A 22,114-nucleotide genomic window follows, 5' to 3' on the forward strand; every position below is an offset into this window, starting at 1 on the left:
GGGCGGCGCGCGGCGAGCGGGGGGACGGTCAGTCCACGATCCCGCGCGCGGCCAGCGCCTCGCCGAGGTCGCGCGCCCGCCCGACGACCCGCAGCACCGCCGGGGTCAGCCAGACCCGCGGGTCGCGCTCGGCCCCGCGGGCGCGCGCGGCGTCCCGGACCTCGTGCACGGTGCGGGCGATCTCGGGCACCGAGCGCAGGACCAGCGCGACCGCGAGGGCGACGAGGTCGGGCGGGACGCCGACCCGGCGCAGCGGCCGGGCGGCGCGCGCGAGGGCGTCGAGCAGCCGGTCGGCGGGCGTGGTGGCGGTGACCACCGCGGCGCCGAGCACGAGGGTGAGCAGGTCGGCGACCACCTCGACGGCCGGGCCCCAGCCGCGCGCCCAGGCCTGGTAGGCGCCGGCCAGCAGTGCCGTGACGAGCACGGGCAGCAGCCCCCGCAGCGTCGGTCTCGGGGGGAGCGCCGCGACGGCGGCCGCGCCGAGGGCGAGGCCCAGCAGCACGAGCGCCGCCGGCACGCCCCGGGTGGCCACGACCGCCACGCCGAGCAGCGCCAGGCCGACGAGCTTCGCCCCGACCGGCGCCCGGTCGAGCGGGGTGCGGGCGGTGCGGTGCGCGCCGAGCAGCGTCACGCGGGCTCGACCGCCATCAGCGCGCGGTACGCGTCGAGGGCGGCCCCGGGCGCGCCGTCGTGCACCACGCGGCCCCCGTCGACGACCAGCACCCGGTCGGCCCGCGCCGCCGCGTCCAGGTCGTGGGTCACCTGGACCACCTGCTGCGGGAGGTCCGCGAGCAGGCCGTCGACGACGCGCCGCCAGCGCAGGTCGAGCAGGGTGGTGGGCTCGTCGCAGACCAGCACCGCGGGCTCGGTGGCGAGCACCGCGGCCAGCGCGAGCAGCTGCCGCTGGCCGCCGGACAGTGCGCGGACCGGCAGGTCGGCGCGGGACGCCAGGCCGACGCGGCCCAGCGCCTCCCGGGCGCGGGCGTCGCGCTCGCGGGCGGGGACGCCGAGGCGGCGCAGGGACAGCGCGACGTCCTCGACGGGGGTCGGCATCACGACCTGGGCGTCCGGGTCGGTGAACAGGAAGCCGACCCGGCGGCGCACCGCGGCGCCGTCGCGGGCCGTGTCGAGGCCGTCGACCCGCACGGAGCCGGCGGACGGGAGCGTCAGGCCGTTCAGCAGCCGGGCGAGCGTCGACTTGCCCGACCCGTTCGCGCCGACGACCGCGACCCGGCGCTCGGTCAGCGTCGCGGTCACCGGGCCCAGCAGGGTGACGACCCGCTCGGCCCCGCGGCGCGCCTCGCCCGGGGCGTATGCCGTGACGACCGCGCCGTCGAGCTCGATCACCGGCCGCGCAGCAGGTCCGGGAAGGCGCGCAGCGCGGCCGCGGCGACCACGGCGGCGAGCGCGTTCTTGATCAGGTCCCCGGGCAGGAACACGGCGCCGGCGGCGACCGCCTCGGACGCCGAGAGGCCGAGCCGCCAGCCCATGACCGCGATGCCGAGCGGGTGGATCACCAGCAGCGAGCCGGCCGTCGCCGCGCCGAACAGCGCGGGGACGCGCCACCGGCCGGGCGCGCGGCGGGCCAGCAGCCCGAACCCGCCGGCGATCGCCGCGGCCGCGGGGAACGCGAGCAGGTAGCCGGCCGACGGCGACGCCAGCACGCCGAGCCCGCCGGTCGCGCCGGACAGCACCGGGACGCCCGCCAGGCCGACGGCCACGTAGAGCAGCACCGCGAGGGCGCCGCGCCGCGGCCCGAGGACCAGGCCGGTGAGCGCGACGCCGAAGGTCTGCAGGGTGATCGGCACGGCTCCACCGGTGGGGATGGCGGGCAGCACCGCGCACACGGCGACCAGGGCGGCGAACGTGGCGACCAGCGCGACGTCGGTGGCGACCGAGGCGCGGGCCACGGGGGCCGGGGCGGTCGCGGACGCACCGGGCGCGACGTGCGCGACGGCGGGCGACGGGACGACGGCGGCGTCGGCCGCGGGGACGGCGTCGGGGCGGTGCTCGGACATCGGACCTCGCGGGGGTGCGGTCGGCGGGGGGAGCGGCGGGGCGCGCTCGCCGGACGCCACGCTAGTGCGGTGCGGCCCCGCCGGTCCGTGCGGGGAACCCCAACGCTGCCCGCGCGGGCCTGTCGGGTTCCGCAGCCGCGGGGCACCCGCGCGAGCCCGGTGCCGGCGACCCGGGCCGCGGCGTGGGCGAGCCCACGGAATTCCGGTCGGGTCCGGGGCGCTGGGACTCGTAGGATGGGCGGCGTTTGTGCCGGCCCGCGACGACGGGGCGCGCGGCATCGACCGCGGCCGTGCACGACCAGAGGGAGCAGGGACTACCGAGTGATCACCGTTCAGGGCGTCGAGCTGCGCGTGGGTGCCCGCGTGCTGCTGTCCGAGGCGACCTTCCGGGTGGCGCCCGGCGACCGGATCGGCCTCGTCGGCCGCAACGGCGCGGGCAAGACCACGCTGACCAAGACGCTGGCGGGCGAGACGCAGCCGACCGGCGGGCAGATCACCCGCAGCGGCGACATCGGCTACCTCCCGCAGGACCCGCGGTCGGGCGAGCTGTCCGACCTCGCGATGTCCCGGGTGCTGTCGGCGCGCGGCCTGGACCGGATCATCGAGCAGATGCGCGAGACCGAGGGCCTGATGGCCTCGACCGACGACGCGGTGCGCGAGGCCGCCATGGAGCGGTACCCGAAGCTCGAGGCCCGGTTCACCGCCGGCGGCGGGTACGCCGCCGAGAGCGAGGCGCACCGGATCACCGCGAACCTGGGCCTGGACGACCGCGTGCTCGGCCAGCCGCTCAGCACCCTGTCCGGCGGCCAGCGCCGCCGCGTCGAGCTGGCGCGCATCCTGTTCTCCGGCAACGACACGCTGCTGCTCGACGAGCCGACGAACCACCTCGACGCGGACTCGATCGCCTGGCTGCGCGACTACCTCAAGACGTACCCGGGCGGCTTCGTCGTCATCAGCCACGACGTCGAGCTGCTGCGCGCCACCGTGAACAAGGTGTTCCACCTGGACGCGAACCGCGGCGAGCTCGACCAGTACAACCTCGGCTGGGACGCCTACGTTCTGCAGCGCGAGACGGACGAGAAGCGCCGCCGCCGCGAGCGGGCCAACGCCGAGAAGAAGGCCGGCGCGCTGCTGGCCCAGGCCGACAAGATGCGCGCGAAGGCCACCAAGGCGGTCGCCGCGCAGAACATGGCCCGCCGCGCCGAGCGGATGCTCTCCGGCCTCGACGAGGTCCGGGCGTCCGACAAGGTCGCGAAGCTGCGGTTCCCCGAGCCCGCCGCGTGCGGGCGCACGCCGCTGACGGCGTCCGACCTGTCGAAGTCGTACGGCTCGCAGGAGGTGTTCGCGGGCGTCGACCTGGCGATCGACCGGGGCTCGCGCGTCGTCGTCCTCGGCCTGAACGGCGCGGGCAAGACCACGCTGCTGCGGATGCTCGCCGGGCTGCAGGAGTCGGACACCGGCGAGGTGCGGCCGGGCCACGGCCTCAAGCTCGGGTACTACGCCCAGGAGCACGAGACGCTCGACATGGACCGCACGGTCGTCGAGAACCTGCGGTCGTCGGCGCCGGACCTCACCGACACCCAGGTGCGGTCGGTGCTCGGCTCGTTCCTGTTCTCGGGCGACGACGCCGACAAGCCCGCCAGGGTGCTGTCCGGCGGCGAGAAGACCCGGCTGGCGCTCGCGGCGCTGGTGGTGTCGTCGGCGAACGTGCTGCTGCTCGACGAGCCGACCAACAACCTCGACCCGGCCAGCCGCGAGGAGATCCTGGCGGCCCTGCGCGGGTACACCGGCGCGGTCGTGCTGGTGAGCCACGACGAGGGCGCGGTCGAGGCCCTGAACCCGGAGCGGGTCGTGCTGCTGCCGGACGGCGACGAGGACCTGTGGAACCCGTCCTACCTGGACCTGGTCACCCTGGCCTGAGGCGCGGTCAGCCGAGCTGGGAGTCGATCAGGGCGTCCTCGGTCTCCTCGTCCGAGGTGCGCCGGCGGCGCGACGCGGGCGCCGGGCGCGCGGGGCGCGGCGTGCCGTCGCCGTCGGGCGCGTCGCCGCCGGACGCCGCCTCCGCGCCCTCGAGCAGCTCGCGGCGCGCGAGCCAGCCGAAGGCCGCCAGCGACCCCACCGAGAACGTCCACCACTGGAACGCGTACGACAGGTGCGACCCGGGGTCGGTGCTCGGCGCGGGGAGCCGTCCCAGCGCGACCGCCGGCGCGGGCGTCTCGTCGACCAGCCCGCCGTACCCGCCGTAGGACGCGGCGTCCGAGCCGCCGGCCGCCAGCACCTGGCCCACGTTGATCGCCTGCACCTGCCCGGCCGGCGCGGACCGCGGGTCGGCGGCCTCGTCGCGGCGCAGGTGCACGGTGACCTCGACCTCGCCGGACGGCGGGGCCGGCACGGCGACCTCGCCGCTCGCGTCGTCGTCCCAGGCCACCCACCCGCGGTCGACGACGAGCACCGACCCGTCCGCCTGCACCAGCGGCACGAGGACGTGGAAGCCGGGCTGGCTGTTCACGGGGCGGTTGCGCAGCAGGACCGCGGCGTCGGCGTCGTAGGTGCCGGTGACCGTCGCCTGCCGCCAGACGTCGCCCGGGTCGAGCTTCGCGCCGGGCTCCGGCAGCAGCGTGCCGAGCGGCACCGGGTCGGCCGAGTAGTTCTGCTCGACCAGCCGGATGGCGGCGTCCCGGGCGACGTGCCGGTGCCACTGCCAGCGGCCCAGGAACACGCACGCGACCGACACGACCACGGCGAGCAGGACCAGCCCGACGGCGCGCCGGGCCGCGGGGTTGCCGTGCAGCAGCCTCATCGCGACCCCGGGGCCCCGGGCAGGCCGCCGAGCCCCGGGAGGCCGGGCAGCCCCGGGCGCTCGCCGAGCTCGATCCGCGGCAGGTCCGCGACCGGCACCGTGTCGGCGTAGAAGGCGCGCACCCGGAGGTACTCCTCCAGGTGCTTCCGGTGCTCGTCGCACGCCAGCCACACCTTGCGGCGCTCCGGGGTGTGCAGGCGCGGGTTGTTCCAGAGCACGCCCCAGGACGCGTCCGCGCGGCAGCCGCGGGCGCTGCACACGAGGTCCTCGCCGACGGCGTCGGGGGTGGGCGCGGTCATCGGGAGCCTCCGGGGGTGTCGTCGTCGTCCGCGGGGCCGTCCTGCTCGGCGGGCCGGTCGCCGGTGCGCCGCGGCTCGTCCGCCGGCTCGTCCGCCGGGGCGGGCTCCGGGGGAGCGGGGGCCACGGGCCGCGCGGCCGGCGCCGCGTCGAGCAGGTGCGGCACGTACCCGGGGGGCGCGTCGTCGCGGCGCTCGCGGCCGGCGTTGGCGAACAGCACCGCGATGTACGGCAGCACGACGGCCCCGACGATGAGCACGAGGCTCACCCAGAGCGGGACGCGGGACCAGGTGAGCACGGCGACGACGAAGCACACCACCCGGATCCCCATCTGGATCAGGTAGCGGCGAGCCCGGCGCGCCTGGTCGGCGCCGAGGGGCTCGGGGGCGCTGGTGATGCTCTGCGCCGGTGGTGGGGTCCGCCTGCTCACACCTGATCGTAGGCGCCCCTGGGCGTCCGGCTCGTCCGGTGGTGCCGACGTCTCAGCCTGCTCACAGGCGGCGGGCGACGCCCTGCAGGAACGCGTGCACCGCCGGGCGCAGGTCGTCGCCCCCCACCGCGTCCGCGACCACGCCCGCGACGTGCTCCGCCGCGCACCGCGGGTGGGCTACCGTCCGGGGAATGCTCCGGCTCCGCGACCACACCTCCGACGACGCCGCTGCGACGCTCGCCGTGTTCCGGCGCGCGATCACCGTCACCGCGGCCCGCGACTACACCCCGGAGCAGGTCGCCGCGTGGGCGCCCGAGGACATCGACCCGGACGCCTGGGCCGCCCGCCGGGCCGCGGCGCGCACCCGGGTCGCCGTGCGGGACGGTGCGGTCGTCGGGTTCACCGACGTGGACGCGGCCGGCTACGTCGACATGCTGTTCGTCGACCCGGACGCCGCCCGGCAGGGGGTGGCCCGGGCGCTGCTCGACTGGGCGGTCCGCACGGCGTCCGCGGACGGCGCCACCGAGCTGACCACGCACGCGAGCATCACGGCCCGTCCGTTCTTCGAGGCGCACGGCTTCGAGGTGGTCGCGGAGCAGCACCCGGTCCGTCGAGGCGTGACCCTGACCAACTACCGGATGCGCCGCCCACTCTGACCGGCCGTCCGCCCAGCCACCCACGTCGAGAGTGGAAGGTTGTGACGGACACACCGACGGCGTGTCCGTCACAACCTTCCACTGTCGGGAGGTGCCGCCCGCTGCGACGGACCCGCGGATTGTGCGAACCGGACAACGCCGGCCCGCCATCCTGTGCCGCGGCGGTGCACCGTCGCCCGGGAGCCGTCGGATAGCGTCGACTTCCGTGTCCGAGAACTCCCAGCCCAGCAGCCCGGAGCCGCGCAGCGTGCTCGTGACCGGGGCCAACCGCGGCATCGGCCGCGCGATCGCCGAGCGGTTCGTCGCGAACGGTGACAAGGTCGCGACCATCGTCCGCAGCGGCGGCGCCCCCGACGGCGTCCTGGCGCTGACCGGCGACGTCACCGACACCGCGTCCGTCGACGCCGCGTTCGCCGAGATCGAGGCCCAGCACGGTCCCGTCGAGGTCCTGGTGGCGAACGCCGGCGTGACCCGCGACGGCCTGCTCATGCGGATGTCCGACGACGACTTCCAGCAGGTGCTCGACGTCAACCTCACCGGCGTGTTCCGGTGCGTGCGCCGCGCGTCGAAGGGCATGATCCGGCTGCGCCGCGGGCGCATCGTGATGATCGGCTCGGTCGTCGGGCTGTACGGCAACGCCGGCCAGGTGAACTACACCGCCACGAAGGCCGGCCTGATCGGCATGGCCCGCTCGGTGACGCGGGAGCTCGGCGGCCGCGGCATCACCGCGAACGTCGTCGCCCCCGGGTTCATCGAGACCCAGATGACCGCGGAGCTGCCGCAGGACCGCCAGGACGCCTACCTGTCGTCCATCCCCGCGGGCCGGTTCGGCGCGGTCGACGAGATCGCCGCCGCCGTCGAGTTCCTCGCCTCGCCCGCCGCCGGGTACATCTCCGGCGCCGTGCTGCCGGTCGACGGCGGCCTCGGCATGGGCCACTGACCTCCTCCCCGCACCCTCGAACGATCGGAAACTCCATGGGCCTCCTCGACGGCAAGAAGCTCCTCGTCACCGGCGTCCTCACCGACGGCTCCATCGCCTTCCACGTGGCGCGGCTCGCGCAGGAGGAGGGCGCCGAGGTCGTGCTGAGCTCGTTCGGCCGCCAGTTCCGCCTGACCCAGGCGATCGCCCGCCGGCTGCCGAAGGAGGCGCCGGTCGTGCAGCTCGACGTCACCGACGCCGACGACCTGGCCGCCCTGCCGGAGCGCGTCCGCGAGCACGTCGACCACCTCGACGGGGTCGTGCACTCGATCGGCTTCGCGCCGCAGTCCGTCATGGGCGGCAACTTCCTGGCCGCGGAGTGGGCCGACGTCGCCACCGCGCTCGAGGTGTCCGCGTTCTCGCTGAAGTCGCTGGCCACGGCCACGCAGCCGCTGCTGACCGGCGGCGGCTCGATCGTCGGCCTCACGTTCGACGCGCGGTTCGCCTGGCCGGTCTACGACTGGATGGGCGTCGCGAAGGCGGCGTTCGAGTCGACCTCCCGCTACCTGGCCCGCGACCTCGGCCCGCAGGGCATCCGGGTCAACGTGGTGTCCGCCGGCCCGATCCGCACCACCGCCGCGAAGTCGATCCCGGGCTTCGAGTCGATGGAGGGCGGCTGGGACGGCCGCGCGCCGCTCGGCTGGGACGTGCACGACCCGGAGCCGACCGCCCGCGCCGTGGCCGCCCTGCTGTCCGACTGGTTCCCGAAGACGACGGGGGAGATGGTGCACGTCGACGGCGGCGTGCACGCCATGGGCCAGTAGTCGTGGGACGCTGGTGCGCGTGAACCACGGCTCCGCGCACCAGCTCGTCCTGCTCCGCCACGCGAAGGCGGAGCACCCGGGCTCCCTCGACGACCAGCTCCGTCCCCTCGCGCTCGCCGGGCGCAAGCAGGCCACCGAGGTCGGCACGGGGCTGCGGGCGGCCGGGCTGGTGCCCGACCTCGCGCTGGTGTCCTCGGCGCTGCGCACCCGGCAGACCTGGGACCTGGTCCGCGCCGGCCTCGAGGTGCCGGCGGAGACCGCCCGGCTGTCCGACGACGTCTACGCCGCCGGCATCCGGCAGCTGCTCGGCCTGCTGCGCGAGCTCGACGAGTCGGCCGGCACGGTGCTGGTCGTCGGCCACGAGCCCACCGTCTCGCAGACCGCCGCCGCGCTCGCGGGACCGGGGTCGGACGACGCCGCGCTCGCGCGGGTGCGGGTCGGGGTGCCGACCGCGTCGTACTCGGTGCTCGAGGTGCCGACGGCGTGGGCCGACCTGGAGCCGGACGCCGCGCGCCTGCTGCGGGTCGTCGACCCGGCCTGACCCCGCCGGGCTCATGCCCGGCGTCCGCCCCGGGCGCCTGCGCCGTCCGGTGAGGTCGTCACAACGGGGTGAGGTCGTCACTCCTGAGTGACGACCTCACGCGCTTGTGACGACCTCATCCGCTTGTGACGACCTCACGCGCGGGTGCCGCCCCGCGCGGGCTCAGGCGAACGGGGGCAGGTCCAGCACGGCGTCCAGCCGGTCGCGGACTTCCGCGTCCGCCTGCGCGCACACGACCGGCTTCGCGTTGAACGCGATCCCGAACCCCGCGGCGGCCAGCATGTCGAGGTCGTTCGCGCCGTCGCCGATCGCGACCGTGCGCTCCAGCGGCACGCCGACCTCGGCGGCGAACTCGCGCAGCGTCCGGGCCTTCACGGCGCGGTCCACGACCTCGCCCGCCACCCGGCCCGTCAGAGCGCCGTGCTCGACCTCGAGGGCGTTCGCGTGGAACCGGGGGATGCCCAGCCGGCCGGCGAGCGGCGCGACGACCTCGACGAACCCGCCGGACACCAGCCCGACCGGCCAGCCGCGCCGGTCCAGCTCCGCGAGCAGCTCGACCGCCCCGGGCGTCACGACGACCTCGGCCAGCACCGCGTCGAACACCGACACCGGCAGCCCGGCGAGCGTCGCGACCCGCGCGCGCAGCGACTCCGTGAAGTCGAGCTCGCCGCGCATCGCGCGCTCGGTGATGTCGGCGACCTCCGCGCGGGAGCCGGCGTGCTCGGCCAGGAGCTCGACGACCTCCTGGGTGATGAGCGTCGAGTCGACGTCCATGACGACGAGGCGGGTGGGTCGCGGCAGGCTCACCCGGGCAGGCTAGCGGGACGCGTCCCGACCGTGCGGGGCGCGTCCACGCCCGCGGTCACAGCTCGATGACGGCGCCCTTCGGCACGACCGTGATGCCCGACTCCGTCACGGTGAACCCGCGCTCGAGGTCGTGCTCCCGGTCGATGCCCACCCGCGCCCGCTCGTGCACCACGACGTTCTTGTCGAGGATCGCGCGGTGCACCTGGGCGTACCGGTTGACGATGACGCCGTCCATGAGCACCGAGTCGGTGACCTGCGCCCAGGAGTGCAGGTACACGCCCGGCGACAGCACCGAGCCCGACACGGTCGCCCCGGAGACGATGACGCCGGGGGACACGATGGAGTCCGCCGCGTGGCCCAGGCGCCCGGCGCCGGCGTGCACGAACTTGGCCGGCGGCAGCCCGGTGTAGCCCGTGTAGACGGGCCAGGCGTCGTTGTAGAGGTTGAACACCGGCTCGATCGAGATGAGGTCCTGGTTCGCGTCGTAGTACGAGTCCAGGGTCCCGACGTCGCGCCAGTACTGGCGGTCCCGGTCGGTCGACCCGGGGACGTCGTTGTTGATGAAGTCGTAGACCGCCGCGGTGCCGCGCTCCACGAAGGCGGGGACGAGGTCGCCGCCCATGTCGTGCCGGCTGTTCGGGTTCTCGGCGTCCTCGGTGACCGCGCGGATCAGCGCGTCGGTGTTGACGACGTAGTTGCCCATCGACGCGAGGATCTCCCCGGGCGAGTCCGGCAGGCCGACCGGGTCGGACGGCTTCTCCCGGAACGCGGTGATCTTCGTCGGGTCGTCGGCCGCGGTCTCGATGACGCCGAACTGGTCGGCCATCGCGATCGGCTGCCGGATGCCGGCCACCGTCATCTCGGCGCCGGTCGCGATGTGCTGGTCGACCATCTGCGAGAAGTCCATGCGGTACACGTGGTCGGCGCCGACCACGACGACGATGTCGGGCCGCTCGTCGTCCAGGATGTTGAGGCACTGGTAGATCGCGTCGGCGCTGCCGAGGTACCAGTGCTTGCCGACCCGCTGCTGCGCGGGCACGGGGGAGACGTAGTTGCCCAGCAGGGTGGACATGCGCCAGGTCTTCGACACGTGCCGGTCGAGGCTGTGCGACTTGTACTGCGTCAGCACGACGATGTGCAGGTACCTCGAGTTCACGAGGTTCGACAGGGCGAAGTCGACCAGGCGGTAGATGCCCCCGAACGGGACGGCGGGCTTGGCGCGGGCGGCGGTCAGCGGCATGAGCCGCTTGCCCTCTCCACCTGCGAGGACGATTGCCAGGATGCGCGGCGCTGCCATGTGCCGACCGTAGTGCCACCACCTGCGTCTCGGCGAGGCGAACTTCCCGTTCCGCGCTAGCGTGTCGCGCGTGAGAGTCGACCTGCTGACCCGGGAGTACCCGCCCCACGTCTACGGGGGCGCCGGCGTCCACGTGGCGGAGCTCGCCGCGGTGCTGCGACGCAGCGTCGACGTGCGGGTGCACTGCTTCGACGGCGCCCGCGACGAGCCCGGCGTGACGGGCTACGACGTGCCCGCCCCGCTCGGTGACGCCAACGCGGCGCTCGCCACCTTCGGGGTGGACCTGGCGATCGTCGACGGCGTGGGGCGGCGCGGCGACGGGCCGGCCACCGACCTGGTGCACTCGCACACCTGGTACGCCAACCTCGCGGGCCACCTCGCCTCGCTGCTGCACGGCGTGCCGCACGTGGTGTCGGCGCACAGCCTGGAGCCGCTGCGCCCGTGGAAGGCCGAGCAGCTCGGCGGCGGCTACGCGCTGTCGTCCTGGGCCGAGAAGACCGCGTTCGAGTCGGCCGCCGCGGTGATCGCGGTGAGCGCGGGCATGCGCGCGGACATCCTGCGCTGCTACCCGGCGATCGACCCGGAGAGGGTCCGCGTCGTGCACAACGGCATCGACCTCGCGGGCTGGCGCCGGCCGGAGGGCGACGAGGAGTGGGCGACCGCGCGCGACGTCGCGCGCGCCAACGGGATCGACCCGGACCGGCCGGCCGTGGTGTTCGTCGGGCGGATCACCCGGCAGAAGGGCCTGCCGTACCTGCTGCGGGCCGCCGAGCAGCTGCCGCCCGAGGTGCAGCTCGTGCTGTGCGCGGGGGCGCCGGACACGCCCGAGATCCTCGCCGAGGTGACCGGGCTGGTCGAGCAGCTGCGGGCGAGGCGCGACGGCGTGGTGTGGATCGACCGGATGCTGCCGCGCGACGAGCTGGTGGCCGTGCTCGCGACCGGGACCGTGTTCGCCTGCCCGTCCGTCTACGAGCCGCTCGGCATCGTCAACCTCGAGGCCATGGCCGTCGGGCTGCCGGTGGTCGGGACCGCGACCGGGGGCATCCCGGAGGTCGTGGACGCCGGGGCGACGGGGTGGCTGGTGCCGATCGAGCAGGTGCAGGACGGCACCGGGACGCCCGTGGACCCCGACCGTTTCGTGGCCGACCTGGGCGCGGCCCTGGCCGAGGCCGTCGGCGACGCGGACCGCGCCCGCGCCTGGGGCGTCGCCGCGCGGCAGCGGGTCGAGGACCACTTCTCCTGGGACGCGATCGCCGACCGCACGCTCGAGGTGTACCGCTCCGTCCTGGGCTGAGCCGCGAGGTCGGCGCACCCGACCGGGCCCGGCGCGGCGACCCCGGCGGCGCCGCGGTCAGGGCCGGCGCGGGTCCGGGGCGTCGTGCGCCGGGTGGGTCGCGACCGCCAGCGCGCGGCGCGCCGCCCGGTCGACGTCCCGCAGCGCCGACGTGCGCTGGTCGGCCTGCCACAGGTTCACCGCCGCGCCGTCGTCGGCCGCCGCGATGTCGACGATCGCGCGCAGCCGCAGCGCCGAGCCGATGACCCGCACCCGGCGGGGGTCGAGCCCGCGCGGGAGCACGCCCCGCGCGTCGGGGGTGTCGCGCAGCGCGGCGATCCGCTCCGCGGCGTCGGGCCGCCAGCGCGCGACGTCGAGGGAGGTCAGCGCCTCGGTCGCGCGGGTGAGCGCCGTGGTCAGCTCGCGGTCCGCCTCGGCGAGCGTCCCGACGTGCCCCACGAGCGCGTTCCGCCACGGCGCGACCGGGTGCACCGCCCACGTCACGAGGTGCCCCGCCTCGTAGACGCTGCCGAACACCTCCACCCGCGGCACCGCGGCGTAGTCCCCGTCGGGGGTGCTCACCAGCACGGCCTCGCCCGCCTCCTGCGCCGCCCCCGCGACCGACGCCGGGGCGCCCGCGGGGTCGCCCGGCGCCGGGAGCACCGCGGCGACCACGCGCGGCCCGCTCGCCCAGGCCGCCACGAGGTCCGCCAGGGTCGCCGAGCCGCGCGCGCCGTCGTCCAGCCCGGGCACGTCGGCACCCGGGACGACGACGCGGTGCGGCTCGTCGTCGCCCTGGACGGCGACGAGCGTGCGCTGGACGGGGTCCGCGCCGGAGCCCGCCTGGTCGAGCCAGAGGGCGAGGCGCACGGAGCGGGGCAGGGCGAGGGCGGTGCGGTCCACGCCACCAACGTACGTCCACGTCCGGGCCGCTCCGGGCGGCTAGGGTCTGGTGTCCATGACCGACGTGCTCGACCTGCAGGACGTGACCATCCGCCGCGGCACCACGACGATCCTCGACGGGCTGTCCTGGACGGTCCGCGAGGGCGAGCGCTGGGTGGTGCTGGGCCGCAACGGCGCCGGCAAGACGACGGTGCTCCAGGTGGCCTCCGGTCGCATGCACCCCACCTCCGGCACCGCCGACCTGCTGGGCTCGCGGCTCGGCCGGGTCGACGTGTTCGAGCTGCGCCCGCGCATCGGCCTGGCGAGCGCGGCGCTCGCGGAGCGCATCCCGGGCGGCGAGGTCGTCAAGGACGTCGTGCTCACCGCGGCCTACGGCGTGACGGGCCGCTGGCGCGAGGCGTACGAGGCCGTCGACGAGTCGCGGGCCGCCGACCTCATGGCCGCCTTCGGCGTCGAGCGGTTCGCCGACCGGTTCTACGGCACCCTCAGCGAGGGCGAGCGCAAGCGGGTGCAGATCGCCCGCGCGCTGATGAGCGACCCGGAGCTGCTGCTGCTCGACGAGCCGGCCGCGGGCCTCGACCTGGGCGGCCGCGAGGAGCTGGTCGCGGCGCTGGCCGAGCTGGCGGCCGACCGCCGGTCGCCGGCGCTCGTGCTGGTCACGCACCACGTCGAGGAGATCCCGCCGGGCTTCACCCACCTGCTGCTGCTGGCCGACGGCAAGGTGCACGCGGCCGGGCCGGTCGACGAGGTCCTCACGTCCGAGAACCTCACCGGGGCGTTCGGCACGCCGCTCGAGGTCGAGCGGTCCGGCGACCGGTGGACGGCTCGCGGGCGGCGCTGACCCGGTTCATCCTGGTTCCTCCGGTCGGTCGAGAGGCGCCCGGATTTCCTCACAGGTCGGTCAAGGGATCGTCTAGGATCGGTGGTGAGCGGCCGCTCGGCGGTCGCCCGCACGTGAGGTGACGGACGATGGTGCCCGGTCCCGGGCACCCGGGCTGAGAGGGGCCGACGATGGACTGGCTGTGGTGGCTGGGCGGCGCGCTGCTGCTGGGCGTCGCCGAGATGTTCTCGCTGGACCTGATCTTCCTCATGCTCGCGGGCGGCGCCCTCGCCGGCGCGCTCGCCGCGGCCCTCGACGCGCCGCTGGCGGTCCAGATCATCGTGGCCGCGGCCGCCGCGCTGCTGCTGCTGTTCGCGCTGCGGCCGTTCCTGCTGCACCGGCTGCGTGAGCGCACCCAGCTGGTCGAGACCAACTCGGCCGCGCTGGTCGGGCGGCCCGCCGTGGTCGTCGCGCCGACCGACGCCTCGGGCGGCCGCGTGAAGCTCGGCGGCGAGGTCTGGTCCGCGCGCTCGCTCGTCGTGGGCACCTCGTTCGACGCCGGCACCGAGGTCCGCGTCGCGCGGATCGACGGGGCCACCGCGGTCGTCGAGGCCGTCGGCGACCGGCCCGCGACCGACGGCTCCGGCGCGCCCGAGGCCCCGGCGGGCATCTGACGGACGGCGGCGGCCGACCGGTCGCCGCCGCGCACGTGCGGCCCCACCCGGGCCGCGGCTGGGAGGAGACGCAGTGGACGACCCGAGCATCGGCACGATCGTGGGGTGGGCGCTCCTCGCCATCCTCGTGATCTTCGTCGTGGTGACCCTGGCGCGGGCGGTGCGGGTCGTCCCGCAGACCGTCGCGCTGCTCGTCGAGCGGCTGGGGCGGTACCACCGCACCCTGGACGCGGGCCTGCACCTGATCATCCCGTTCATCGACCGGGTCCGGGCGGGGGTCGACCTGCGCGAGCAGGTGGTGTCCTTCCCGCCGCAGCCCGTGATCACCTCCGACAACCTCGTCGTGAGCATCGACACCGTCATCTACTTCCAGGTGACCGAGCCCAAGTCCGCGGTCTACGAGATCGCGAACTACATCACCGGCATCGAGCAGCTGACCGTGACCACGCTCCGCAACGTCATCGGCTCGATGGACCTCGAGCAGACGCTCACCAGCCGCGACCAGATCAACGGCCAGCTCCGCGGGGTCCTCGACGAGGCGACCGGCAAGTGGGGCATCCGCGTCAACCGCGTCGAGCTCAAGAGCATCGACCCGCCCGCCTCCGTGCAGGGCGCGATGGAGCAGCAGATGCGCGCCGAGCGCGACCGCCGCGCCGCGATCCTCACCGCCGAGGGCGTCAAGCAGTCCCAGATCCTCACCGCCGAGGGTGAGAAGCAGGCCGCGATCCTCCGCGCCGAGGGCGCCGCGCAGTCCGCGATCCTCACCGCCGAGGGCGAGTCCCGCGCGATCCTCCAGGTGTTCGACGCCGTGCACCGCGGCGACGCCGACCCCAAGCTGCTGGCCTACCAGTACCTGCAGGCGCTGCCGAAGCTCGCGGCGACGCCGGCCAACAAGGTGTGGATCGTGCCGTCCGAGCTGACCGGCATGCTCGGCCAGTTCACGCAGGGCTTCGCGGGTGCGTTCGGCGGCGCGGGCGGCGCGGCGCCGGAGGGCGCGCCGTCGGGCCGGGCGGCGGGGGAGTCCCCGTTCGGGCCGGGCGACCTGCCGCCGGTCGCGCTGACCGACCCGAAGGAGGCGCTCGCCGAGGCGCGGCGCGAGTCCGAGGCCGCCACCGCCGACGCCACCAGCGCCGGCACCTACAGCGGCCGGCCGTTCGACCCGGTCGCCGAGGCCGGGCAGCGGCCGCAGCCGGGCGGGACGCGGCGCGAGCAGCGCGACGCCGGCGAGGGCCAGCTCCCGCCGGTCCAGCCCGAGCCGCCCGCGCAGCCGGGCCCGGCGACGCCGCCGGCGCCCTGAGGCGGAGCCGCGCGCGCTGACGCGCAGGACGCTGCACGCTGCGCCGCACGCTCGACCCGACGCCCGCCGCACCCTCCGGGGTGCGGCGGGCGTCGTCGCGCGGCGGCGGGGGCACGTGCCGAGGTCGGTGGTTCGCGTCGAGAACGGTGGCTGGGAGCACCGATCTCGGGGCGAGCCACCGGTCTCGACGGCGGTCGGGCGTCGGGTTCGGTGGGTCCCGCCGAGTTCGGTGGCCGTACGCGCCGAACTCGGCGGGAGGTACCGAACTCGCGGACCGGGGAGGTACCGAACTCGCGGACCGGGCGGGCGACCGCCCCGACCTGGTGCCGGGGCAGGGCCTCCGCGCCGCAGGCGTTCGCCCGGGACGAACGGCCTGGACGAGTGAGCGCTCACTCACTTACGCTCGGCGGCATGGACGAGCCCCGGACCGGACGCGCGCGGCCGATGAGCCGCGACGAGCGCCGCGCCGCCATCGCGCTCGCCACGGTCCCGCTGCTGGAGGTCCACGGCGCCCAGGTGTCGACCCGGCAGATCGCCGTGGCGGCCGGGGTCGCGGAAGGCACCCTGTTCCGGGCGTTCGACGACAAGGTCGAGCTGCTGACCGCCGCCGCCGAGCGCGCGCTCGACCCGACGGCCGGCGTCGCGGAGATCGACGACCTGCCACCGGCCCCGGACCTCGCGGCGGAGCTCGCCCAGCTCGCCGACGTCATGGCCGCCCGCGGGCGGCGGGTCCGCCGCGTGATGTTCGCGGTGCACGCGATCCTCGCGTCCGACGAGGGCCGCCGCGCCGCCGCCGTGCGCGGCGCCCGCGGAGTCGACCCGCTCGGCCGTCCGATCGCGGGCCCCGCTCCTCGCGCCGGCGCCGCGCCTGCCGACGCCGACGCCGCGCCCGGCGCCCACCACCCCGGGCACCGCCCCGGCGACCGCCTCCCGCTGCACGGCCCCTCCGGCCGCGACGCGCGGCTGCGCGCGCTCGCCGAGGTGCGGGCGGCGGTGGTCCGGCGCGTCGAGGCGTACCGTGACGAGCTGCGCATCGAGCCCGAGCGGCTCGCGCACCTGCTGATCGCAGCGGTGATGGGGCAGGGCCCGCCGGTCCTGCCCGACGACGACGGGGTCCCGGTCACCGAGCTCGTCGACGTGCTGCTGCACGGCGCCGCCCGCACCTGAGGCCCGCGCCCCGAGACCACCGTCGCCCCCGCAGGGGAGCAGACCCAGCCGCCAGGCCCCGGCTCGATCCCCGGGGCCGCCCGCCACGACCCCGGCCCCGCCGCCGGGCGCCGCACCCCGTCCGCCCCGGCCGGCCACCGCCGCGGACGCGCCGTCCCCACCCGGCCGCCGTCCCCACCCGGGAGATCCCTTGCTGCTCCGCCTGCTCCGGGACTACCTGAGGCCCTACCGGCCCCAGGTCGTCGCCGTGCTGCTGCTCCAGCTCGCGCAGACCATCGCGACGCTGTACCTGCCCAGCCTGAACGCCGACATCATCGACAAGGGCGTCGCCGTGGGCGACACCGGCTACATCATGCGGATCGGCGCCGTGATGCTGGGCGTCAGCCTGCTCCAGGTCGCCTGCTCGATCGCCGCGGTGTACTTCGGCGCCCGGGTCGCGATGGCCTTCGGCCGGGACCTGCGCGAGGGGCTGTTCACCCGCGTGCAGGACTTCTCCGCCCAGGAGATGGGCCAGTTCGGCGCCCCGTCGCTCATCACCCGCACCACGAACGACGTGCAGCAGGTGCAGATGGTCGCGCTGCTGTCGTTCACGATCATGCTGATGGCCCCGATCATGCTGGTCGGGGGTGTCGTGCTCGCGCTGCAGGAGGACGTCGCCCTGTCCGGGCTGCTGCTCGTCGTCGTGCCGGTGCTCGGCATCGTGGTCGGGCTGATCGTCAGCCGGATGGTGCCGTACTTCCGGACGATGCAGAAGCGGATCGACGCGATCAACCGCGTGATGCGCGAGCAGATCACCGGCCTGCGGGTGATCCGCGCGTTCGTGCGCGAGCGGCGCGAGGCCGCCCGGTTCGCCGAGGCGAACGACGCGCTGTTCGACACCTCGCTGCGCGTGGGCCGGCTCATGTCGCTGATGTTCCCCACGGTCATGCTCATCATGAACATCACCAGCGTGGGCGTGCTGTGGTTCGGGGCGGGCCGGATCGAGGCCGGCGACATGCAGATCGGCGCCCTGACCGCGTTCCTCAGCTACATCATGTACATCCTGATGGCGGTCATGATGTCGACGATGATGTTCGTGATGGTGCCCCGCGCCGTCGTGTCGTCCGAGCGCATCACGGCCGTCCTCGACACCGAGTCGTCGGTCGTCCCGGCGGCGCAGCCGGTCCGGCTCGAGCGCCCGCAGGGCCGCCTGGAGCTCCGGGGGGTCGAGTTCCGGTACCCGGGCGCCGAGCGCGCGGTGCTGCACGGCGTCGACCTGGTCGCCGAGCCCGGGCAGACGACGGCCGTCATCGGGTCGACCGGCTCGGGCAAGACCACGCTCGTCAACCTGGTGCCGCGGCTGTTCGACGCGACGGCGGGGACGGTCTCGGTCGACGGGGTCGACGTGCGCGACCTGGCCCCCGAGGACCTGTGGTCGGTGGTCGGTCTGGTGCCCCAGCGGCCTTACCTGTTCAGCGGCACCGTCGCGTCGAACCTGCGGTACGGCAACCCCGACGCCACCGACGAGGACCTCTGGCACGCGCTGGAGGTCGCGCAGGCGCGGTCGTTCGTCGCCGAGATGCCCGGCGGCCTGGACGCCCCGATCGCGCAGGGCGGGACCAACGTGTCGGGCGGGCAGCGGCAGCGGCTCGCGATCGCCCGGGCCCTGGTCCGCAAGCCCGCGATCTACCTCTTCGACGACTCGTTCTCGGCGCTCGACTTCGCCACCGACGCGGCGCTCCGGGCCGCACTGGTGCCGGAGACCCGCCGGTCGGCGGTCGTCGTGGTCGCCCAGCGCGTCGCCACGATCCGCGACGCCGACCGGATCGTCGTCCTGGACGAGGGCGCGGTCGTCGGCACCGGCACGCACGCCGAGCTGATGGCGTCGTGCGCCACCTACCAGGAGATCGTCCTGTCCCAGCTGAGCGTGGAGGAGGCGGCGTGAGCGCGCAGGACCGGACCACCCGGACCCCGGACCCGACCCCGGACGACAGCCGGGACGTGGCGGGCGTCGCCCGCGACACCGCCACCGAGCCGCCCGCCCAGGCCTCGGCCGCCGCGGCCCCGGCCGCCCAGACCCCGCGGCGGGTGCCCCGGCGCGGCATGGGGCCCGGCCCCGGCATGGGGATGGGCATGCCCGGGGAGAAGTCCCTGAACTTCAAGGCATCGCTGAAGCGGCTGGCCGGCGTGCTGCGCCCCGAGTGGCCGAAGCTCGCGGCGGTGCTGCTGCTCGGGATCTTCTCGGTGGCGCTCGCGGTCACCGGGCCGAAGGTGCTCGGCAACGCGACCAACGTCATCTTCAACGGCGTCGTCGGCGCGCAGCTGCCGGAGGGCGTCACCAAGGCGCAGGCGATCGAGGGCCTGCGCGCCCAGGGCCAGGACCGGCTCGCCGACATGCTCGGCGGCATGGACGTGGTGCCGGGGCAGGGCATCGACTTCACCAGCCTGCGGAACCTGCTGCTCGCCGTCGTCGCGATCTACGTCGTCTCGGCGCTGTTCGGCTGGCTGCAGGGCTGGATCACCACCGGCGTCGTGCAGCGCGTGGTGTTCGGCCTCCGCGAGCGGGTCGAGGCCAAGCTCGGCCGGCTGCCGCTGAAGTACTTCGACGGGCAGCCCCGCGGCGAGGTGCTGAGCCGGGTCACCAACGACATCGACAACGTCGCCCAGACGCTGCAGCAGACGCTGTCCCAGCTGATCACCGCGGTGCTGACCGTCGTCGGCGTGCTCGGGATGATGTTCTGGATCTCGCCGGTGCTGGCGCTGGTCGCGCTCGTGACCATCCCGCTGTCGGTGGCGGTGACGGCGGCGATCGCCAAGCGGTCCCAGCCGCAGTTCATCGGGCAGTGGACCTGGACCGGCAAGCTCAACGCCCACATCGAGGAGATGTACACCGGGCACGCGCTGGTCAAGGTGTTCGGCCGGCAGCGCCAGGCGGTGCAGGAGTTCCACGACCAGAACGACGAGCTGTACACCGCGTCGTTCAAGGCGCAGTTCATCTCCGGGATCATCCAGCCGGCGATGGGGTTCATCGCGAACCTCAACTACGTGATCGTCGCGGTGGTCGGCGGCCTGCGGGTCGCGTCCGGGACCCTGACGCTCGGCGACGTGCAGGCGTTCATCCAGTACTCCCGCCAGTTCACGCAGCCGATCACGCAGATCGCCTCGATGATGAACCTGCTGCAGTCCGGCGTCGCCTCCGCCGAGCGGGTGTTCGAGCTGCTCGACTCCGACGAGCAGGAGCCCGACCCGGCGCGGCCGGCCCGGCTGCCGGAGCGGGTGCGCGGGCGCGTCGCGTTCGAGGACGTGTCCTTCCGGTACGTGCCGGAGACCCCGCTGATCGACGGCCTGTCCCTAGTCGCCGAGCCCGGGCAGACCGTCGCGATCGTCGGGCCCACCGGCGCCGGCAAGACCACGCTGGTCAACCTGCTCATGCGGTTCTACGAGATCGACGGCGGCCGGATCACCCTCGACGGCGTCGACACCCGGGAGCTCACGCGCGACGACCTGCGCTCGCGGGTCGGCATGGTGCTGCAGGACACCTGGCTGTTCGGCGGCACGATCCGGGACAACATCGCGTACGGCGTCGAGGACGTGCCGGAGGACCGGCTCGTCGAGGCCGCGGTGGCCACGCACGTCGACCAGTTCGTGCGCGCGCTGCCCGGCGGCTACGACACGGTGATCGACGACGAGGCGGCGAACCTGTCGGCGGGGGAGAAGCAGCTGCTCACCATCGCCCGCGCGTTCCTCGCCGACCCGGCGATCCTGGTGCTCGACGAGGCGACGTCCTCCGTCGACACCCGGACCGAGGTGCTCGTGCAGCAGGCGATGAACGCGCTGCGGTCGGGGCGGACGTCGTTCGTCATCGCGCACCGGCTGTCGACCATCCGGGACGCGGACGTGATCCTCGTGATGGAGCACGGGTCGATCGTCGAGCAGGGGTCGCACGACGAGCTGCTGGCCGCCGACGGGGCGTACGCCCGGCTGTACGCGAGCCAGTTCGCGGCGGCGGTGTCCGTGCAGGACTGACGCGCGGCGCCGCGCGGCCCCGTGGCCGGGCGCCGCGCCCCCGTCGGGCCGCGGGCCGGGAGCTCCACGCGAGCTCCCGGCCCGCGCGGGGTCCCGGCCCGCGGTGCGCCCGCGCCGCTAGGGTCGCGGCGTGACGACGCAGACCCCGGCACCGGCGCCGCGGTTCCACCGGGACCGGTTCACCCTCACCGTCGACGGCGTGTTCGTCACGTGGGGCTGGCTGCTGTACTCGTTCAACCCGAGCGTGCCGCTGCTCGCCGCCGAGCTCGGGGTGTCGAACGCGCAGGCGGGTCTGCACGGCACCGCGATGGCCGGCGGCGCGGTGCTCGCGGCGGCCCTCACGCCGTGGGCCGTGCGGCGGCTCGGGCGCCGGGCGGCGCTGGTCGCTGCGGGCGTGCTGATCGCCGCCGGGATCGGCCTGCTGATCAGCGGCTGGACCCTGGCGGCCACGCTGTCGGCGATGGTCGTCGTGTCGGTGGGCGGCAACGTCGCGGTGAGCGCGGCGCAGGCGGGGCTCGTGCTGCACCACCGGCGCGCGGCGTCGGCGGCGGTGACCGAGGCCAACGGCATCGGGTCGGGGATCGGTCTGCTGGGGCCGCTCGCGGTCGGCGCGTGCGTCGCGGCGGGCTGGGGCTGGCGGCCCGCGGTCGCGGTGACGGCGGCGCTGGCGCTGGCGACGGCGGTGGCCGTGCGGCTGCTGCCCGCCGGCGGGGAGCTGGGGCGACCCGAGGTCGACGTGCGGGCGCGCGCGGACCGGGCGGGCTCGCCGCCGGGCGCCGCCGGGAGCGGGCGTGCGGTGCTGGCGTCGCGGTGGTTCCTCGTGACGATCGTCGCGGCGCTGGCGCTCGAGAACGCGACCACCTACTGGGCGACCGACCTCGTCCGGGACCGCACCGGCGCCGGCGCCGGGATCGCCACGGCCACGACCGCGGGGCTCGTCGCCGGGATGACGCTGATCCGGTTCGTGGTCGGGCCGCTGTCGCTGCGCGTGTCGCCGGCCCGGCTGCTCGCCGCCTCGTTCGCCGTGGCGGTCGCCGGCTGGACCGTGCTGTGGACGGCGACGGGCGCGCCGGTCGCCCTCGCGGGGCTGTTCCTCGCGGGGCTCGGGTACGGCGCGCAGTACCCGCTGGGGATCGCGCTGCTGCTCGGCGCCTCGGGCGGCGCGACCGACGCGGCGCAGGCGCGGGCGACCGTCGGGGGCGGGGTCGCCGTGGGGCTCGCGCCGTTCCTGCTCGGGGCGCTCGCGGACTCCGTGGGCTCGCACACCGCGTTCCTGGTGGTGCCGGTGCTGGCGGCGGTCGGCGGGGTGGCGGCGGTGGCCGGCGGGCGCGCGTGGCGGCGCGAGCGGCCGGGCGTGCCGGCCCCGGCGGGCGGGGCGGCCTGACC

General features: G+C 75.6%; 22 protein-coding genes. 13 read left to right on the top strand and 9 right to left on the bottom strand.

What is annotated here, in order from left to right:
• Nucleotides 1-28 precede the first annotated feature (28 nt).
• The 3 genes from AC3WUG_RS14270 to AC3WUG_RS14280 are packed head-to-tail and all read right to left on the bottom strand — an operon-like array spanning nt 29 to nt 2,018.
• On the bottom strand, nt 29-631 hold the full coding sequence (locus AC3WUG_RS14270) for a CbiQ family ECF transporter T component (RefSeq protein ID WP_492328280.1): 603 nt from the start codon (nt 629-631) through the stop codon (nt 29-31).
• The gene (locus AC3WUG_RS14275) at nt 628-1,347 is read right to left on the bottom strand and encodes an energy-coupling factor ABC transporter ATP-binding protein (RefSeq protein ID WP_492328281.1); all 720 of its coding nucleotides are present in this window, start codon (nt 1,345-1,347) and stop codon (nt 628-630) included. Before AC3WUG_RS14275 ends, AC3WUG_RS14270 begins: the two co-directional genes overlap by 4 nt.
• Nucleotides 1,344-2,018, bottom strand: a complete 675-nt coding sequence (locus AC3WUG_RS14280) for a biotin transporter BioY (RefSeq protein ID WP_492328282.1) — start codon at nt 2,016-2,018, stop codon at nt 1,344-1,346. The genes AC3WUG_RS14275 and AC3WUG_RS14280 overlap by 4 nt, the downstream gene beginning before the upstream one ends.
• A gap of 321 nt (nt 2,019-2,339) precedes the next feature.
• Here AC3WUG_RS14280 and abc-f point away from each other — a divergent pair, with 321 nt between their 5' ends.
• The gene (gene abc-f / locus AC3WUG_RS14285) at nt 2,340-3,938 is read left to right on the top strand and encodes a ribosomal protection-like ABC-F family protein (RefSeq protein WP_492328283.1); all 1,599 of its coding nucleotides are present in this window, start codon (nt 2,340-2,342) and stop codon (nt 3,936-3,938) included.
• A 7-nt stretch (nt 3,939-3,945) separates the two neighbouring features.
• On the opposite strand, the gene AC3WUG_RS14290 is transcribed toward abc-f, so the two are convergent.
• From AC3WUG_RS14290 to AC3WUG_RS14300, 3 genes are read right to left on the bottom strand one after another with little or no spacing between them, the layout of a single operon-like run.
• Nucleotides 3,946-4,818, bottom strand: a complete 873-nt coding sequence (locus AC3WUG_RS14290) for an SURF1 family cytochrome oxidase biogenesis protein (protein WP_492328284.1) — start codon at nt 4,816-4,818, stop codon at nt 3,946-3,948.
• A complete protein-coding gene (locus tag AC3WUG_RS14295) occupies nt 4,815-5,117 on the bottom strand; it encodes a hypothetical protein (protein WP_492328285.1) in 303 nt (100 codons plus the stop codon). The genes AC3WUG_RS14290 and AC3WUG_RS14295 overlap by 4 nt, the downstream gene beginning before the upstream one ends.
• Nucleotides 5,114-5,545, bottom strand: a complete 432-nt coding sequence (locus AC3WUG_RS14300; protein WP_492328286.1) for a DUF3099 domain-containing protein — start codon at nt 5,543-5,545, stop codon at nt 5,114-5,116. The genes AC3WUG_RS14295 and AC3WUG_RS14300 overlap by 4 nt, the downstream gene beginning before the upstream one ends.
• Before the next feature lie 191 nt (nt 5,546-5,736).
• On the opposite strand from AC3WUG_RS14300, the gene AC3WUG_RS14305 reads away from it, so the two are divergent.
• The 4 genes from AC3WUG_RS14305 to AC3WUG_RS14320 all read left to right on the top strand — a co-directional run bounded on the left by AC3WUG_RS14305 (nt 5,737) and on the right by AC3WUG_RS14320 (nt 8,485).
• The gene (locus tag AC3WUG_RS14305) at nt 5,737-6,201 is read left to right on the top strand and encodes a GNAT family N-acetyltransferase (protein ID WP_492328287.1); all 465 of its coding nucleotides are present in this window, start codon (nt 5,737-5,739) and stop codon (nt 6,199-6,201) included.
• 205 nt (nt 6,202-6,406) lie between these two features.
• A complete protein-coding gene (locus AC3WUG_RS14310; RefSeq protein WP_492328288.1) occupies nt 6,407-7,141 on the top strand; it encodes a beta-ketoacyl-ACP reductase in 735 nt (244 codons plus the stop codon).
• 35 nt (nt 7,142-7,176) lie between these two features.
• Nucleotides 7,177-7,944: an enoyl-ACP reductase FabI gene (gene fabI, locus AC3WUG_RS14315; protein ID WP_147793710.1), complete on the top strand. Its 768-nt coding sequence runs from the start codon at nt 7,177-7,179 to the stop codon at nt 7,942-7,944.
• Between the two features lie 19 nt (nt 7,945-7,963).
• Nucleotides 7,964-8,485 carry a SixA phosphatase family protein gene (locus AC3WUG_RS14320; protein WP_492328289.1) on the top strand — a complete coding sequence of 174 codons (522 nt, stop codon included), beginning with the start codon at nt 7,964-7,966 and terminating at the stop codon, nt 8,483-8,485.
• 162 nt (nt 8,486-8,647) lie between these two features.
• On the opposite strand, the gene serB is transcribed toward AC3WUG_RS14320, so the two are convergent.
• Nucleotides 8,648-9,286: a phosphoserine phosphatase SerB gene (gene serB, locus AC3WUG_RS14325; protein ID WP_492328299.1), complete on the bottom strand. Its 639-nt coding sequence runs from the start codon at nt 9,284-9,286 to the stop codon at nt 8,648-8,650.
• 61 nt (nt 9,287-9,347) lie between these two features.
• Complete coding sequence (locus tag AC3WUG_RS14330) at nt 9,348-10,589, bottom strand: glucose-1-phosphate adenylyltransferase (protein WP_492328290.1); 1,242 nt, start codon at nt 10,587-10,589, stop codon at nt 9,348-9,350.
• Nucleotides 10,590-10,659: 70 nt separating this feature from the next.
• Between AC3WUG_RS14330 and glgA the strand changes: the two genes are divergently transcribed.
• Nucleotides 10,660-11,883: a glycogen synthase gene (gene glgA / locus AC3WUG_RS14335; protein WP_492328291.1), complete on the top strand. Its 1,224-nt coding sequence runs from the start codon at nt 10,660-10,662 to the stop codon at nt 11,881-11,883.
• A 57-nt stretch (nt 11,884-11,940) separates the two neighbouring features.
• On the opposite strand, the gene AC3WUG_RS14340 is transcribed toward glgA, so the two are convergent.
• Nucleotides 11,941-12,765, bottom strand: coding sequence for an Rv1486c family protein (locus AC3WUG_RS14340; protein WP_492328292.1), 825 nt, complete (start codon nt 12,763-12,765; stop codon nt 11,941-11,943).
• 55 nt (nt 12,766-12,820) lie between these two features.
• On the opposite strand from AC3WUG_RS14340, the gene AC3WUG_RS14345 reads away from it, so the two are divergent.
• The 7 genes from AC3WUG_RS14345 to AC3WUG_RS14375 all read left to right on the top strand — a co-directional run bounded on the left by AC3WUG_RS14345 (nt 12,821) and on the right by AC3WUG_RS14375 (nt 22,112).
• Nucleotides 12,821-13,606, top strand: a complete 786-nt coding sequence (locus tag AC3WUG_RS14345) for an ABC transporter ATP-binding protein (protein WP_492328293.1) — start codon at nt 12,821-12,823, stop codon at nt 13,604-13,606.
• Between the two features lie 170 nt (nt 13,607-13,776).
• Complete coding sequence (locus AC3WUG_RS14350) at nt 13,777-14,259, top strand: NfeD family protein (RefSeq protein WP_492328294.1); 483 nt, start codon at nt 13,777-13,779, stop codon at nt 14,257-14,259.
• Nucleotides 14,260-14,332: 73 nt separating this feature from the next.
• Complete coding sequence (locus AC3WUG_RS14355) at nt 14,333-15,556, top strand: SPFH domain-containing protein (RefSeq protein WP_492328295.1); 1,224 nt, start codon at nt 14,333-14,335, stop codon at nt 15,554-15,556.
• 411 nt (nt 15,557-15,967) lie between these two features.
• Entirely contained in the window at nt 15,968-16,723 is a 756-nt protein-coding gene (locus tag AC3WUG_RS14360) for a TetR/AcrR family transcriptional regulator (protein ID WP_492328296.1), read from the top strand.
• Nucleotides 16,724-16,913: 190 nt separating this feature from the next.
• On the top strand, nt 16,914-18,647 hold the full coding sequence (locus AC3WUG_RS14365; RefSeq protein ID WP_492328297.1) for an ABC transporter ATP-binding protein: 1,734 nt from the start codon (nt 16,914-16,916) through the stop codon (nt 18,645-18,647).
• A gap of 158 nt (nt 18,648-18,805) precedes the next feature.
• Nucleotides 18,806-20,728 (top strand): ABC transporter ATP-binding protein, encoded by a 1,923-nt coding sequence (locus tag AC3WUG_RS14370; protein ID WP_492328300.1) that lies wholly within the window; start codon nt 18,806-18,808, stop codon nt 20,726-20,728.
• Nucleotides 20,729-20,858: 130 nt separating this feature from the next.
• On the top strand, nt 20,859-22,112 hold the full coding sequence (locus tag AC3WUG_RS14375; RefSeq protein WP_492328298.1) for an MFS transporter: 1,254 nt from the start codon (nt 20,859-20,861) through the stop codon (nt 22,110-22,112).
• Nucleotides 22,113-22,114: the final 2 nt, after the last annotated feature.

The organism is Cellulomonas sp. EB106-03-03-XG116, assembly GCF_058792015.1.

Coding starts and splice junctions, on each gene's coding strand:
- AC3WUG_RS14290 (WP_492328284.1), bottom strand. CDS start 4,818: ATGAGGCTGCTGCACGGCAACCCCGCGGCCCGGCGCGCCGTCGGGCTG.
- AC3WUG_RS14330 (WP_492328290.1), bottom strand. CDS start 10,589: ATGGCAGCGCCGCGCATCCTGGCAATCGTCCTCGCAGGTGGAGAGGGC.
- AC3WUG_RS14305 (WP_492328287.1), top strand. CDS start 5,737: ATGCTCCGGCTCCGCGACCACACCTCCGACGACGCCGCTGCGACGCTC.
- AC3WUG_RS14280 (WP_492328282.1), bottom strand. CDS start 2,018: ATGTCCGAGCACCGCCCCGACGCCGTCCCCGCGGCCGACGCCGCCGTC.
- AC3WUG_RS14350 (WP_492328294.1), top strand. CDS start 13,777: ATGGACTGGCTGTGGTGGCTGGGCGGCGCGCTGCTGCTGGGCGTCGCC.
- AC3WUG_RS14370 (WP_492328300.1), top strand. CDS start 18,806: ATGGGGCCCGGCCCCGGCATGGGGATGGGCATGCCCGGGGAGAAGTCC.
- AC3WUG_RS14360 (WP_492328296.1), top strand. CDS start 15,968: ATGGACGAGCCCCGGACCGGACGCGCGCGGCCGATGAGCCGCGACGAG.
- AC3WUG_RS14295 (WP_492328285.1), bottom strand. CDS start 5,117: ATGACCGCGCCCACCCCCGACGCCGTCGGCGAGGACCTCGTGTGCAGC.
- AC3WUG_RS14345 (WP_492328293.1), top strand. CDS start 12,821: ATGACCGACGTGCTCGACCTGCAGGACGTGACCATCCGCCGCGGCACC.
- fabI (WP_147793710.1), top strand. CDS start 7,177: ATGGGCCTCCTCGACGGCAAGAAGCTCCTCGTCACCGGCGTCCTCACC.